General features: G+C 65.0%; 11 protein-coding genes. 3 read left to right on the top strand and 8 right to left on the bottom strand.

Going from position 1 to position 15,084, the window contains the following annotated elements:
• Positions 1-168: 168 nt before the first annotated feature.
• The 3 genes from AC07O3_RS01010 to AC07O3_RS01000 all read right to left on the bottom strand — a co-directional run bounded on the left by AC07O3_RS01010 (position 169) and on the right by AC07O3_RS01000 (position 3,514).
• Positions 169-2,136: a propionate--CoA ligase gene (locus AC07O3_RS01010; protein WP_495338685.1), complete on the bottom strand. Its 1,968-nt coding sequence runs from the start codon at positions 2,134-2,136 to the stop codon at positions 169-171.
• 91 nt (positions 2,137-2,227) lie between these two features.
• The gene (locus AC07O3_RS01005) at positions 2,228-2,830 is read right to left on the bottom strand and encodes an isochorismatase family protein (RefSeq protein WP_093052261.1); all 603 of its coding nucleotides are present in this window, start codon (positions 2,828-2,830) and stop codon (positions 2,228-2,230) included.
• A gap of 12 nt (positions 2,831-2,842) precedes the next feature.
• Positions 2,843-3,514: a TetR/AcrR family transcriptional regulator gene (locus AC07O3_RS01000; protein ID WP_354337844.1), complete on the bottom strand. Its 672-nt coding sequence runs from the start codon at positions 3,512-3,514 to the stop codon at positions 2,843-2,845.
• 105 nt (positions 3,515-3,619) lie between these two features.
• Here AC07O3_RS01000 and AC07O3_RS00995 point away from each other — a divergent pair, with 105 nt between their 5' ends.
• Together AC07O3_RS00995 and AC07O3_RS00990 are read left to right on the top strand one after the other, a co-directional pair.
• On the top strand, positions 3,620-5,242 hold the full coding sequence (locus tag AC07O3_RS00995) for a 4-hydroxyphenylacetate 3-hydroxylase family protein (protein ID WP_495338363.1): 1,623 nt from the start codon (positions 3,620-3,622) through the stop codon (positions 5,240-5,242).
• A 10-nt stretch (positions 5,243-5,252) separates the two neighbouring features.
• Positions 5,253-6,050 (top strand): alpha/beta fold hydrolase, encoded by a 798-nt coding sequence (locus AC07O3_RS00990; RefSeq protein ID WP_495338362.1) that lies wholly within the window; start codon positions 5,253-5,255, stop codon positions 6,048-6,050.
• A gap of 12 nt (positions 6,051-6,062) precedes the next feature.
• Here the strand turns inward: AC07O3_RS00990 and AC07O3_RS00985 are convergent, their stop codons facing one another.
• On the bottom strand, positions 6,063-7,193 hold the full coding sequence (locus AC07O3_RS00985) for a PQQ-dependent sugar dehydrogenase (protein WP_495338361.1): 1,131 nt from the start codon (positions 7,191-7,193) through the stop codon (positions 6,063-6,065).
• 241 nt (positions 7,194-7,434) lie between these two features.
• Here AC07O3_RS00985 and AC07O3_RS00980 point away from each other — a divergent pair, with 241 nt between their 5' ends.
• Positions 7,435-8,010, top strand: coding sequence for a C40 family peptidase (locus AC07O3_RS00980; protein ID WP_093052277.1), 576 nt, complete (start codon positions 7,435-7,437; stop codon positions 8,008-8,010).
• 85 nt (positions 8,011-8,095) lie between these two features.
• Here the strand turns inward: AC07O3_RS00980 and lpdA are convergent, their stop codons facing one another.
• From lpdA to aceE, 4 genes are read right to left on the bottom strand one after another with little or no spacing between them, the layout of a single operon-like run.
• Positions 8,096-9,913 carry a dihydrolipoyl dehydrogenase gene (gene lpdA / locus AC07O3_RS00975; protein ID WP_097199428.1) on the bottom strand — a complete coding sequence of 606 codons (1,818 nt, stop codon included), beginning with the start codon at positions 9,911-9,913 and terminating at the stop codon, positions 8,096-8,098.
• Positions 9,910-10,503: an MFS transporter gene (locus AC07O3_RS00970; RefSeq protein WP_495338360.1), complete on the bottom strand. Its 594-nt coding sequence runs from the start codon at positions 10,501-10,503 to the stop codon at positions 9,910-9,912. The genes lpdA and AC07O3_RS00970 overlap by 4 nt, the downstream gene beginning before the upstream one ends.
• Positions 10,500-12,155, bottom strand: a complete 1,656-nt coding sequence (aceF, locus tag AC07O3_RS00965; RefSeq protein ID WP_495338359.1) for a dihydrolipoyllysine-residue acetyltransferase — start codon at positions 12,153-12,155, stop codon at positions 10,500-10,502. The genes AC07O3_RS00970 and aceF overlap by 4 nt, the downstream gene beginning before the upstream one ends.
• A 49-nt stretch (positions 12,156-12,204) precedes the next feature.
• A complete protein-coding gene (aceE, locus tag AC07O3_RS00960; RefSeq protein WP_093052289.1) occupies positions 12,205-14,919 on the bottom strand; it encodes a pyruvate dehydrogenase (acetyl-transferring), homodimeric type in 2,715 nt (904 codons plus the stop codon).
• Positions 14,920-15,084 lie beyond the last annotated feature (165 nt).

Below are 15,084 nucleotides of genomic sequence, written 5' to 3'. Positions count from 1 at the left end.
CTTCGCTTCCCTGAAGGAAGCACTAGCTGGTTAAGAAACCTTCCGCGACACGGCTGAACCGATTGGCGGATGCGACTGTGGCTGGGGAAGGGCCTGAGTACCTTGGCATTGTGCCACGTCAACCATATGACGGTTCGACGGGGCTTCACAACCCCCTGACCCGCTCACTCAGCCCGAAGAAAGTAACTGTTTGATCTGCTGCAGCGTGGCGGGGTCGTCGATGGTGGTGAGGTCGCCGGGGTCGCGCTGCTCGCACACGGCCTGGATGGCGCGGCGCAGCAACTTGCCGCTACGGGTCTTGGGCAGGCCGCTGACGAAGCGCACGCGGGCCGGCCGCGCCAGGGCGCCGAGCTGGTCGGCGACTACTTTCATGATCTCGCCTTCGAGCTTGAGTGCCACGTCGGCGTCACTCACGGCCTTGCCGTCCCTGGGGACCACGAAGGCCATCGCGACCTGCCCCTTCAGGGCATCGGCCACGCCGACCACCGCCACTTCGGCCACGTTGGAATGGCCCGAAATGCTTTCCTCGATCTCGCGCGTGCCAAGGCGATGGCCCGCCACGTTGATCACGTCGTCGGTGCGCCCGAGGATGTAGAAATAGCCATCCTCGTCGCGAATGCCCCAGTCGAAGGTCGAATAAACCATCTTGCCGGGCACGCTTTTCCAGTACGTATTGACGAAGCGCGCGTCGTCCTTCCACACGGTCTGCATGAAGCCCGGCGGGGTCGGCCCCTCGACCACGACCACGCCCTTCTCGTTCGCGCCGGTCAGCTCTTCGCCGGTCGACTCGTGCAGGATCTTGATGCTGTAGCCGTACATCGGCACGCCTGGGCTGCCGAACTTGCTGGCCTTGGCCTCCACCCCGTTGGCGATCGTGATCATCGGCCAGCCCGATTCGGTCTGCCAGTAGTTGTCGATGATCGGCACGCCCAGGCCTTCGCTGATCCAGCGGGCGGTCGGCTCGTCGAGCGGCTCGCCGGCCAGGAACAACGCGCGCAATGTCGACAGGTCGTATTTTTTCAGCAGTGCCGGATCCTGCTTCTTGAGCACGCGCACGGCCGTGGGCGCGCTGAACATCACCGTGACCTTGTACTTCTCGACAAGGCGCCACCAGATGCCGCCATCGGGCTGCCGGTCGATGCCCTGCGTGGGCAGGCCCTCGTACATGATCGTCGCCATGCTGGCGATCAGCGGGCCGTAGACGATGTAGCTATGGCCCACCACCCAGCCGATGTCGCTGGTGGAGAAGTAGGTTTCCCCGGGCCGGCCATCGAAGATGTGCTTCATGCTCGCAGCCAGCGCGACCGCATAGCCGCCCACGTCGCGCTGCACGCCCTTGGGCTTGCCGGTCGTGCCGCTCGTGTAGATGGTGTAGCTGATGTCGGTCGAGGCGAGCCACGTGCAAGGCACCTTGGCATCGATGTGCTTCTGCCGCAGTTCGGCGGCGAGATGGTCGCGTCCCGCCGTCAGCTCCATCGGTGCGAGCCCGCGGTCGGTCAGCAGCACCGCCGAAGGCTTGTGCTTCGACAGCCGGATCGCCTCGTCGAGCAGCGGCTTGTATGCGATGACCTTGCCGCCGCGCGAGCCGGCATCGGCGCTCACGATCACCTTGGGCTCGGCGTCTTCGATGCGCGTGGCCAGCGAGCCGCTCGCGAAGCCGCCGAACACCACGCAGTGGATCGCGCCGATGCGCGCGCAGGCCAGCATGGCAAAGGCGGCTTCCGGAATCATCGGCATGTAGATGAGCACGCGGTCGCCCTTGCCCACACCCAGCTCGACAAGGCTGGCGGCAGTGCGCTGCACCTCGGCGTGCAGCTCAGTAAAGCTGTAGCTCTTCTCGACGCCGGTTTCGGTGGAAACGAAGATCAGCGCGGGCTGGTCGCCTCGTGCCGCCAGATGACGGTCGACGGCGTTGTGGCAAAGATTGGTCGTGCCGCCCACGAACCAGCGCGCGAACGGCGGCTGGCTGGCGTCGAGGATCTGTTGCGCGGGCGCCTGCCAGTCGATCAGCTTCGCCTGCTCGGCCCAGAAGGCCTCGGGCGCATCGACGGATTGGCGATAGAACTCTTCGTAGCGGCTCATCTTGATTTGTCTCCTGTTATTCGTTCCGTTCCGGCGGCAGCGCCAAAACTGAATTCATAATTATGGAGACCGATCTTGCAGCAAGCTGACGCCCGGAACAATCCGGCCGAGCCCTGCCGCGCAGGCTGCAGGGCCTGCGGTGCGATTACCGGACGAGAGAAAGCAATTCAGGAAATGCGGGGTGCTCCGCCGTGCGCAGCCACTCGAAGCCGACCATCTCGGTCGTCACGAGCTCGGCGCCGGCGCCGGCCAGCCGGTCGAAGGCGGCGTCACGGTTGCGCTCGGTGCGCGAACTGCAGGCATCAGTAACGACCCAGACTTCGAATTCGTCTTCCAGCAGGTCGAGCGCGGTCTGCAGCAGGCAGACATGGGCTTCGCAGCCGGCGATCACGATGCTGTTGCGCTCCTCGGCCGCGGCAGCGGGCTTCTGCAGATGCTTGGGCAGGCTGCGTGCGTTGCCCTGCGGCGCCTTGGCCGGCACGCGCAGCCACTCGCCCAGGCCCTCTTCCACGCCACTGAAGTGCATCTTCGACAGGGTGCGCTGGCACAGTGCGCGGATGTCGGGCAGGTTTTCACCCAGGCTGGAGGGGTTGTGCTCGGTGCCGAACACCGGCACCTGGAACAGCCGCGCCATCTTGCCGAGCCGCACTGCGTTCTGCGCGACCGCCTCCCCCTCGAAGATCGCCGGCATCAGCCGCGCCTGGTAGTCGACCAGAACGAGTTGGGATTGCGAGGCGTCGAGCAGCATGAACAGTTTCTTTCAGGTATCGGTTGAATTGGGCTGAACCGTACCACCGAAAAGACCGGCTTGGCGCGGGCCGCCATCGACGCGTTGCACGAGTTGCGCCACGTAGGCTTTGAACAGCGCATCGGCCGACTGCCTGAACATGCGGATGCGCCCGGTGTGCTGCATCAGCAGCAGGCCGACGCCGTGCGCGAACAGCGAAGTGTTTTCCTGCAGGGCGTTGTCCGCATCGAGCCCCATCGCCTGCAGCGCTTCTTCGCACGGGCGCAAGGCCTGGTAGAGGTGGTCGTTCAGTTCGTGGTCTAGCTCGCTGGTCAGGCCGCGCGGGCGCATGCCCTGCACCAGATAGAAGCCCAGGTCGAGTTCGCGCGGGTTCGCGGCGTAGAAGTCGAACCACGCCTGGGCCTTGGCGGCGAGCGTCTGGTCGGGGCTGTCCGGCGCCACGGGGGCATCGGCCACCGCCGCCTGCAAGCGCTGGATCGACTCGCCGAGCAAGGCCGCGTAGATCGCCTCCTTGCTCTCGAAGTACGAATAGATCGCGCCCGGCGTGTAGCCGGCCTTGCGGGCAATTTCGCGAATGCTCGCGCCTTCGATGCCGGCCTCCAGGAAGACCGCGCGAGCGGCGTCGAGCACGAGCGTGCGGCGGGCGTCGGTGAGCGCCTGGCGGCGTTGGAGCTTGGCGTGCATGGGCGGGACTATAGCCCCTGGATTGATCGCTGCTCCATTTTTTTAATCGTTGATTGAAAAATTGAACGATGTTTAAATTTGGACAAAATCCAGGAGACAAACACGATGAACGCCCCGCTCCCCAGCGCCACCCTCATGTCCGGCACCGACTACCGCGAGTCGCTGCGCCGCTACAGCCCCAACGTCTTCGTCGATGGCCGCCGCGTCGACAGCGTGGCCGACGAACCGGCGTTCCAGCCCGGCATCAATGCCATCGCCCTCACCTACGACTACGCCCTGAAGAAGGAATACGAGCCACTGATGACCGCCGTGCAGCACACCAGCGGCAAGCGAGTCAACCGGCTGTCCCACATCAACACGGGCGCTGGCGACCTGCTCAACAAGCTCGAAGCCGTGCGGCTGGTCTGCCAGGAAACAGGCTGCGCCCAGCGCTACCTGACGCACGATGCGCTCAACGCCATCGCCCAGGTGTCGGCCCGCATCGACGACGCCCGCGGCAGCACCGAGCACACCGCCCGCTTCCACGACTACCTGCACCGCGTGCAGGACCAGGACCTGACGCTGGGCGTTGCCATGACCGACGCCAAGGGCGACCGCAGCCGCCGGCCGCACGAGCAGGCCAACGTCGACAGCTACCTGCACGTGGTGGAGCGCAACGCACGCGGCATCGTCATCTCGGGCACCAAGGCCATCGTGACTGGCGCGCCCTATGTGCACGAACTGTTGGTCATGCCCTGCCGCAACATGGGCAAGGAGGATGCCGATTTCGCCGTCTGCTGCGCCGTGCCGCTGGACGCGCCCGGCCTCACCATCGTCGCCCGGCCAGCCGGCCGGCCCGGTGAAAAGCTCGAGCACGGCGATGCGCTTTTCAGCCGCAAGTACGGTCAGAGCACCGGCGTGTGCATGTTCGACAGGGTCTTCGTGCCGTGGGAGCGCGTGTTCTACGCCGGCGAATGGGAGCACTCCGGCCACCTGACCTACAGCTACGCCACGCACCACCGCCACAGCTGCATCGGCGCGCGCGCCGGCTTCGGCGACCTGCTGATCGGCGCCGGCGCACTGATGTGCGAGGCCAACGGCTTCGACCCGGGCAAGGAAAGCCACCTGCGCGAACAGATGGTCGAGCTCATCACCATCACCGAGAGTTTCTTCGCCTGCGGCGTGGCAGCCAGCGTCTACGGCAAGGCCTACGAGCACTGCGACGTCTTCATGCCCGACCCGGTATTCAGCAACATCGGCAAGCTGCTGCTGGCCACGAAGATCTACGACATGCACCGCATCGCGCACTACGTGAGCGGCGGCCTGATCGTCACCCTCCCCGGCCCCGACGAAGACCACAACCCCGAGACCGCCGCCCGCCTGTCAGACGTGCTGCGGGCCAACCCGGCCATTCCCTACGAACAGCGCATCGAAACGGCCCGCTTCATCGAAGACCTGACGGCTGGCTACCAGGGCGGCTGGTACAGCGTGATCAGCCTGCACGGCGGCGGTTCGCCCGCAGCGATGAAGCAGGAAATCTGGCGCAACTACCCCGTCGGCTCCAAGGTCGAACTGGTCGAGCGCATCCTCGAACGCGGCATCGCGGCCGACGGCTCACCAGCCGCCGCGCCGCACGACCCGGGCCGTGCCATCACCCGCAACCGCCAGCCCGGCAAATGCTGCGACACCGGCTGCACCACGCCCGGGCAACCCGTGATGGTCGATCTGCCGGCATCGCGGCGCGCCTAGACTCAGGCGGATGAAGATCTTCTCGAAGCGGCTGTGCCTCGCAGCGCTGGGCGTGGGTGCTGCGCTGCTCGTCGTGGCCTGCGGCGGCGTGCGCAAGGCCACGGTGCCGATGGCGACCTCGCTCGAAAAAAGCAGCTGTGCGCGCAGCGATGTCGACACGCTGCTGGTGATGCTTCCCGGCGCGTACTCGACGCCTGACGAGTTCGAGCGCGAAGGCTTCGTCCGCGCCGTCCGCGACAACCGCATCGCGGCGGACGTGATGCTGGTCGACGCGCATCTCGGCTACTACAACAACAAGACCATCCTCGATCGCTTGAGCGCCGACGTGATGGCGCCGGCGCGCAACCAGGGCTACAAGCACATCTGGTTCGTCGGAATTTCCCTCGGCGGCTTCGGCGGAATGCTCTATGCGCAGACGCACCCGGGCGAGCTTGCGGGGCTGGTGACGCTCGCGCCCTACCTCGGCGAGCGCACGCTTGGCACCGATATCGCCAATGCCGGCGGCCTTGCCAAGTGGAACGGACCGCTTGTCGATCCGGCCGAGCGCCCTCCACGAACGCCCAACGAAACACAGCTCTGGCAATGGCTGCGCGGCTATACGGGATTCACGAACACGGCGGGCGCCCGGCCGCCGCTCTATCTCGGCTATGGCGTCGACGACCGCTTTGCCTTCAGCAACCGCTTGCTTGCGGAAGTGCTGCCGGCCGAACGCGCATTCACGACCGCGGGCGGCCACGACTGGCCCGAATGGACTCGCCTCTGGCTCCGCATGCTGCCGACCTTGCCGCTGCCGGGCTGCCCCGGCTGAACGCGCCGCGCTTCAATTCGGCCGCAGGCGCAGCAGCTTGCCATCCGCCTCGTCGGTCAGCACGTAGAGCAATCCGTCGGGCCCCTGCTTCACGTCGCGAATGCGGGCACGGCCCTCGGCCAGCAGCTTGTGCTCGGCCACTACCTTGCCGCCCTTCAATTCGATGCGGTCGAGGTAGCCGAACTTGAGCGAACCCACGAACAGATTGCCCTTCCAGCCCGCGCCATAGCGGTCACTGGTCAGAAACGCCATGCCGGACGGTGCGATCGACGGCACCCAGTAGTGCAGCGGCTGCTCCATGCCGTCTTTGGCGGTGATGCCGTCGCCGATCTTGCCGCCGCCGTAGTTCTCGCCGTAGGTGATCACGGGCCAGCCGTAGTTGCGGCCGGCCTGCGGGATATTGATTTCGTCGCCGCCTTGCGGGCCGTGCTCGGTCATCCAGAGGCGGCCGTCGGGCGCGAGCGTGGCGCCCTGCCCATTGCGGTGGCCGTAGCTCCAGATCTCTGGCAATGCACCCGCCTTGCCGACGAAGGGGTTGTCCTTGGGCGCCGAACCGTCCTTGCCGATGCGCACGATCTTGCCAAGGTGGTTGTCGAGCTTCTGCGCATCTTCCTTGCGGCTGAAACGGTCGCCGAGCGTGAGGAACAGAGTGCCGTCGCGCGCCTCGACGATGCGGCAGCCGAAGTGATTGCGGCTCGCCACCTTGGGCTGCTGGCTGAAGATGATCTTCAGGTCTTCGAGCTTCGTGCCGTCGGCCGACAGATTGGCGCGGGCCAGCGCCGTGCTGTTAGTTGAGCCGCCCGCGTCGGGTTCGGAGAAGCAGAAGTACAGCGTGCGGTTTTTCTCGAAGCCCGAGTCGGCCAGCACGTCGAGCAAGCCACCTTGGCCGCCCGCCGCGATGGGAGGCAAACCTGCGATGGATGCACCGATTTTTCCGTCGGCACCGATCAGTCGGAGGCGGCCGGGCCGCTCCGTCACCACGAATCGACCGCCCGGCAGAAAGGCGACGCCCCAAGGGTTTTCCAGGCCCGCAGCTACCGTTTCGGGGCGCATCTGCGCCGTCGCATTGACACAAAAACCCAGCGCGGCAACCGCTGCAAAGCGGCAAACAAGAGAAAAGGACGGCTGAATCTGCAAGTTCATGACTTTTCCGGGTAGTTGCGGCGATCTTGGCGAGAAATAGCGACCGAATCCAGCCTGACCGCCTGTTCACCCGAAGTCCGAGGGCCCATTCACGGTCAACCACTTATGGGCAATAAACGTTCACCGTTACATTTTTTCTTCGGCCGGATCAAAATTTTTCATGTAAATCAATGACTTACAGATGCATTCGCTAATTCTGATTAAATTGACATAACCGCGCGTCATCAATATCCTACGCGCCATGCGTTTTTTCGTCCTACCCGCGTCCCTCCTATTTGCCGTCGCTGTTCATGCGGCCCCCCAACAGGAAAAAACCGATGACGAGTTGGCACGAATGCTCGCCGACAAAGGCATCATCGGACAGCTCAAGCAGGTTCGCCAAACCGTCACGGAGCGCACCTCCGACCTGGTGGTGACCGCCATCGGTTTCTTGGGCGTCCCCTATCGCCGCGGCGGCAACACCGCCGAATCGGGTTTCGATTGCAGCGGCTTCGTCCGTGCCATGTACAACCAGACGGTCGGCCACATGCTCCCGCGCCGCGCCGAAGAGCAAGCCGCCGCCACCGAGAAGATCGACGCCAGCCAGCTCAAGCCCGGCGACCTCGTGTTCTTCAACACCATGCGCCGCGCTTTCAGCCATGTCGGCATCTATGTCGGCGAAGGCAAGTTCATCCACTCGCCCCGCTCCGGCGCCCAGGTTCGCGTGGAGGACATGAACGGCAGCTACTGGCAACGCCGCTTCGACGGCGCCCGCCGCGTGCTCGGCGGCCCGACGGATGAAGTGAAGGCTGCGGCCGTCGCCAATACCGGCAACTGAGCCTCCCCCCGAATTCAGAACGAAAAAAATCCCGCCTCGGCGGGATTTTTCATGGGCGCTCGATCAGCAGCGCCCTTCTGTCTTGTCAGCTCTTCTTCGCAGGCGGCAGATCGGTACAGGTACCGTGCGCCACTTCCGCCGCCATGCCAATGCTTTCGCCAAGCGTCGGATGCGGGTGGATGGTCTTGCCGATGTCGATCTCGTCCGCGCCCATCTCGATGGCCAGCGCGATCTCTCCGATCATGTCGCCGGCATGCGTGCCGACGATGCCGCCGCCAAGGATGCGATGCGTCTCGGCATCGAACAGCAGCTTGGTGAAGCCTTCGTCACGGCCGTTGGCGATGGCGCGGCCCGAAGCAGTCCACGGGAAGTGGCCCTTCTTGACCTTGATGCCTTCGGCCTTCGCCTGGTCTTCGGTGAGGCCGACCCACGCCACCTCGGGGTCGGTGTAGGCCACGCTCGGGATCACGCGGGCGTTGAAGGCGGCGCTGGAAAGCTCCTTGTCGCCCTTCTGCTCGCCAGCGATGACTTCGGCCGCCACATGCGCCTCATGCACCGCCTTGTGCGCCAGCATGGGCTGGCCCACGATGTCACCGATGGCGAAGATGTGGGGCACGTTGGTACGCATCTGGATGTCGACCGGAATGAAGCCGCGGTCGCTCACGGCTACGCCGGCCTTCTCGGCACCGATCTTCTTGCCGTTGGGGCTGCGGCCCACGGCCTGCAGCACCAGGTCGTACACCTGCGGCTCCTTCGGCGCCTGCTCGCCCTCGAAGGTGACCTTGATGCCCTCCTTCGTGGCCTCGGCGCCGACCGTCTTGGTCTTGAGCATGATGTTGTCGAAGCGCGGCGCGTTCATCTTCTGCCAGACCTTCACGAGGTCGCGGTCGGCGCCCTGCATGAGGCCGTCGAGCATTTCGACCACGTCCAGGCGCGCGCCCAGCGTGGAATACACCGTGCCCATTTCGAGGCCGATGATGCCGCCGCCCAACACCAGCATGCGCTTGGGGTCGGTGCCCATCTCGAGCGCGCCGGTCGAGTCGACCACGCGCGGGTCTTTCGGCATGAAGGGCAGGCTCACCGACTGCGAACCGGCCGCGATGATCGCGTTGCGGAACTTGACGGTCTGCTTGCTGCCCGTGGTGTCCCAGCTGGTGCCGGAGGTTTCTTCGACCTCGATGTGGTACGGGTCGATGAAGTTGCCGACGCCGCGCAGCACCGTCACCTTGCGCATCTTGGCCATGGCCGTGAGGCCGCCGGTGAGCTTGCCCACCACCTTGTTCTTGTGGCCGAGCAGCTTGGCGCGGTCGACCGTGGGCGCGGCAAAGCTCACACCGAGATCGGCGAAGTGCTTGACCTCGTCCATGACGGAAGCCACGTGCAGCAGCGCCTTCGACGGGATGCAACCGACGTTCAGGCACACGCCGCCGAGAGTGGCGTAGCGCTCGATCAGCACGACCTTCAAGCCGAGGTCGGCTGCGCGGAAAGCGGCCGAATAGCCGCCGGGGCCGGCGCCGAGCACGATCACGTCGCACTCGACGTCGACCTTGCCGCCGTAGGTGGATGCCACGGGTGCCGATACCGGAGCCGGCGCAGCCGCCTTCGGTGCCGGGGCTGCAGCCGCTGGCGCAGGCGCCGCCGCTGCGGGCGCGGACGCCGCGGCGCCACTCACCTCCAGCGTCAGTACGACCGAGCCTTCCTTGACCTTGTCGCCCACCTTCACGGCCAGCGCCTTCACCACGCCGGCAGCGGACGACGGAATCTCCATCGAAGCCTTGTCCGATTCGACCGTGATCAGCGACTGCTCGGCCTTGACCGTGTCTCCGACATTGACCAGCACCTCGATCACCGCGACTTCGTCGAAGTCGCCGATATCGGGCACCTTGATTTGTTGTTCGCTCATTTGGACACTTTCAGTTTGAGTGTGAGAACGTCGACCGGTGGGGCCGAATTGCGATCGAATTCGCAGGCGGCGGCAATGCCAGCCTCCGCCACGTCGCGCGAGCTGCGCGACTTGATGTCATAGGCCGCGTGCATGGCGCCGAGTGCGAAGCTGCGTCCCGAGCCTATGGCCCAGAACTCCTTGAACTCGAACACCTCGCGGTAGCTGTAGATGCCGTAGATGCCGCTCTGGTTGGCCATCAGCATCGTGAACTGGCTCGACTCGTAGGGCTCGTGCTCGTCTTCCTTGGTCTGCATGAAGAACGTGTCCTTCAGCACCGGATGCAGTATCGTGAAGGTGCGGAAGATCTCGTGCTTGCTGCCGAACAGCAACTGCTCGCGCGGTTGCGCGGCCAGCGCATGCTGCAGCACCAGGAAGTGCGCGGCGGCGCCAGCCACGGCGAACAGGCTCTGCCCCGCCGCGTCCTCGACGGTGAAGATCTTCTGGTTGGCTTCGGCGCGGTGCGAAAGCCGCGTGTCGCCGAAGGTCACCAGAGAATCGGCTGCCATCGTGACCTGGCCGCCTTTGCGGACGGCCACTACGGTGGTCATAGCAGGATTCGACGGTAGTCCGCGAGCACCTGGCCCAGGTAGGCGTTGAAACGCGCAGCCAGGGCGCCGTCGATCACGCGGTGGTCGTACGACAGCGACAGCGGCAGCGTGAGACGCGGCACGAACTGCTTGCCGTCCCACACCGGCTTCATCTGGCCCTTGGAGAGGCCGAGGATGGCCACTTCAGGAGCGTTGATGATGGGCGTGAAGTGCGTGCCGCCGATGCCGCCGAGCGAGCTGATCGAGAAGCAGCCGCCCTGCATGTCGGCCGAGCCGAGCTTGCCGTCGCGCGCCTTCTTGGCGAGTTCGCCCATCTCGGCGCTGATCTGCAGGATGCCCTTCTTGTCGGCATCTTTCAGCACCGGCACCACGAGCCCGTTGGGCGTGTCGGCCGCAAAGCCGATGTGGAAGTACTGCTTGTAGACCAGCTGGTCGCCGTCGAGGCTGGCGTTGAAGTCGGGAAACTTCTTCAGCGCCGAAACCACCGCCTTGATCACGAAGGCCAGCATCGTGACCTTGACGCCCGACTTCTCGTTCTCCTTGTTGGTGGAAACGCGGAAGGCTTCGAGCTCGGTGATGTCGGCTTCGTCGTTGTTGGTGACGTGCGGAATCATCACCCAGTTGCGGTGCAGGTTCGCGCCGCTGAGCTTCTTGATGCGCGACAGGTCCTTGCGCTCGACCGCGCCGAACTTGGTGAAGTCGACCTTCGGCCACGGAATCAGGCCCAGCGCAGCGCCGTCTGCGCCGCCACCTGCTGGCGCCTTGGCCGCCGAGGCCTTGGTGCTGGCCTGGCCGCTCATCACGGCCTTGGTGAAGCTCTGGACGTCTTCCTGCGTGATGCGGCCCTTGGGACCGGAGCCCTTGACCTCTTCGAGCGGCACGCCGAGTTCGCGGGCGAACTTGCGCACCGAGGGCGAGGCGTGCGGCAGGCTGGCGCTGGGCGCGACCGTCGGCTGGTGGGCCGGGGCGGCTGCAGCAGGCGCCGATACGGCGGCCGCCGGTGCAGGCGCGCTGGCAGTTGCGGTTGCCGGTGCGGCGGCCGCAGCCTGTGCAGGCGCCGGGGCTGCAGCACCCGCAGCACCTTCAAGCACGGCGATCAGGTCACCGATGTTGACCGTGTCGCCGACCTTGACCTTGAGTTCCTTGAGCACGCCGGCAGCCGACGACGGAATCTCCATCGAGGCCTTGTCCGACTCCACCGTGATCAGCGACTGTTCGACCTTGATCGCGTCGCCCGGCTTCACGAGCACTTCAATGACGGCGACGTCCTTGAAATCGCCGATGTCCGGCACCTTGATCTCGACCGGACCCGAGGCTGCCGGAGCGGCAACAGGAGCTGCGGCGGCCGGCGCAGGCGCGGCGGCTGCGGGGGCCGCTGCAGGCGCAGGGGCCGGCGCTGCGGCAGCACCCGCTCCCTCGGCCTCGAGCACGAGCACTACCGAGCCCTCTTTCACCTTGCTGCCGACTTCGACCTTCAGTTCCTTGACCACACCGGCCGTGGACGACGGGATTTCCATCGACGCCTTGTCCGATTCGACCGTGATGAGCGACTGTTCGGCCTTGACCGTGTCGCCCACCTTCACGAGCACCTCGATCACCGCGACTTCATCGAAATCGCCGATGTCCGGCACCTTCACTTCCACTGCTGCCATATCGTTGTCTCCCGCCGTAAGGCGCCGTTCGTTCGTTGGTTGTTGATGTTCAAGCGTAAAGCGGGTTGACCTTGTCGACATTGATGCCGTACTTCTTGATCGCTTCCACCACCTTGGCCACCGGCACGGTGCCATCTTCGCTCAGCGCCTTGAGCGCGGCCACCACGATGTAGTGGCGGTTGATCTCGAAGTGCTCGCGCAGCTTGTTGCGGAAGTCGCTTCGGCCGAAGCCGTCGGTGCCGAGCACCTTGTAGGTGCGGCCCTTCGGGATGAAGGGGCGGATCTGCTCGGCATAAGCCTTCATGTAGTCGGTCGATGCGACCACCGGGCCGGTCGAGGCCCCGAGCTGCTCGGCCACGAAGGGCACGCGCGGCGTCTGGTCCGGGTGCAGCAGGTTCCAGCGGTCGGCGTCCTGGCCGTCGCGGGTGAGTTCGTTGAAGCTCGGGCAGCTCCACACGGAAGCCGACACGCCCCAGTCCTTTTCGAGCAGCTCTTGCGCAGCGAAGCTTTCGCGCAGGATGGTGCCGCTGCCCAGCAGTTGCACCGTGGGTGCCTTGGCCTTGAGCGCCGGGCCCTGCTTGGACAGGTACATGCCCTTGATGATCTGCTCTTCGGTACCGGGCTGCAGGCCGGGCATCGCGTAGTTCTCGTTGAGCAGCGTCAGGTAGTAGTAGACGTTGTCCTGCTTCTCGACCATGCGCTTGAGGCCATGGTGCAGGATGACGCCGACTTCGTGCGCGAAGGTCGGGTCGTAGCTCACGCAGTTCGGGATGGTGTTGGCCAGGATGTGGCTGTGACCATCTTCGTGCTGCAGGCCTTCGCCGTTCAGCGTGGTGCGCCCCGAAGTGCCGCCAAGCAGGAAGCCGCGCGCCTGCATGTCGCCGGCCGCCCAGGCCAGGTCGCCGATGCGCTGGAAGCCGAACATCGAGTAGTACACGTAGAACGGCACCATGATGCGGTTGTTCGTGCTGTACGACGTTGCCGCCGCGATCCAGCTCGACATGCCGCCGGCTTCGTTGATGCCTTCCTGCAGGATCTGCCCGCCCTTGTCTTCCTTGTAGTACATGACCTGGTCTTTATCGACCGGGGTGTACTGCTGACCGTGCGGGTTGTAGATGCCGATCTGGCGGAACAGGCCTTCCATGCCGAAGGTGCGCGCCTCGTCCACGAGGATCGGCACCACGCGCGGGCCGAGCGCCTTGTCGCGCAGCAGTTGCGTGAGGAAGCGCACATAGGCCTGAGTGGTAGAGATCTCGCGGCCCTCGGCCGTGGGCTCCATCACTGCCTTGAAGGTGTCGAGCGACGGCACCGTGAAGCTCTCGTCGGCCTTGACACGGCGGTGCGGCAGGTAGCCGCCCAGGGCCTTGCGGCGCTCGTGCAGGTAACGCATTTCCGGCGTGTCGTCGGCCGGCTTGTAGAACGGCAGCTCGGCAATCTGGCTGTCCGGAATCGGGATGTTGAAGCGGTCGCGGAAGGCCTTGATGTCCTCGTCGCTGAGCTTCTTGGTCTGGTGGACCGTGTTCTTGCCCTCGCCGATCTTGCCCATGCCGAAGCCCTTGACGGTCTTGACGAGCAGCACCGTGGGCTGGCCCGTGTGGTTCTGGGCGGCGTGGAAGGCGGCAAACACCTTCTGCGAGTCGTGGCCGCCGCGCTGGAGGTTCCAGACCTCGTCGTCGGTCAGGTGCTCGACCATCTTCAGCGTGCGCGGGTCGCGGCCGAAGAAGTTCTTGCGGACGTAGGCGCCGTCGTTGGCCTTGAACGACTGGTAGTCGCCGTCGTTGCACTCCATCATGATCTTGCGCAGCGCGCCGTCATGGTCCTTCTCGAGCAGGGCGTCCCAGCCCTTGCCCCAGATCAGCTTGACGACGTTCCAGTTGGCACCGCGGAACTCGCCTTCGAGCTCCTGGATGATCTTGCCGTTACCGCGCACCGGGCCGTCCAGGCGCTGCAGGTTGCAGTTGATGACAAAGATCAGGTTGTCGAGGTTCTCGCGTGCCGCGAGGCCGATGGCGCCCAGCGATTCCACTTCGTCCATTTCACCGTCGCCGCAGAACACCCACACCTTGCGGTTCTCGGTGTTCGCAATGCCGCGTGCGTGCAGGTACTTGAGGAAGCGCGCTTGGTAGATCGCCATCAGCGGGCCCAGGCCCATCGACACGGTGGGGAACTGCCAGAACTCCGGCATCAGCTTGGGGTGCGGGTAGCTCGACAAGCCCTTGCCGTCCACTTCCTGGCGGAAGTTGAGCAGTTGCTCTTCGGAGAGGCGGCCTTCGAGGTAGGCGCGGGCATAGATGCCGGGCGAAACGTGGCCCTGGATGTAGAGCAGGTCGCCGCCGTGGTTTTCGCTCTCGGCGTGCCAGAAGTGGTTGAAACCGGCGCCGAACATGCTCGCCAGCGAGGCGAAGGAGCCGATGTGGCCGCCCAGGTCGCCGCCTTCGGCCGGATGGTGGCGGTTGGCCTTGACCACCATGGCCATGGCGTTCCAGCGCATGTAGGCGCGCAGGCGCTGTTCGATCTCGAGATTGCCGGGGCTGCGAGCCTCCTGCGAGGGCTCGATGGTGTTGACATAGCCGGTGTTGGCCGAGAACGGCATGTCGACCGTGTTCTGGCGGGCATGCTCGAGCAGTTGCTCGAGAAGGAAGTGGGCCCGCTCCGGACCCTCGCTCTGGATGACGGAGGACAGTGCATCCATCCATTCACGGGTTTCCTGGGCGTCCGCATCGTTTGCGGCCGAGCCGAACAGGTTCTCGGGATTTGCCGACATGCTTGTCTCTCCTTTTAGGGCTGTGGCGGTAATTTAGTGCGCTATGGGATCAGCGCGGCGGAGTTTCTCATAGAAACATTGGGATTTCAAATAGTGCGTGACGATTTCTTAATGTGATATTTATGACAATGCACCGATCGGGACGGCAACCATCCCGCAACCGCT

Source organism: Variovorax sp. GW821-FHT09D05, from assembly GCF_059416325.1.
Note: the sequence above shows the minus strand (reverse complement) of the source record. Positions and strands in the feature narration are given on the sequence as shown.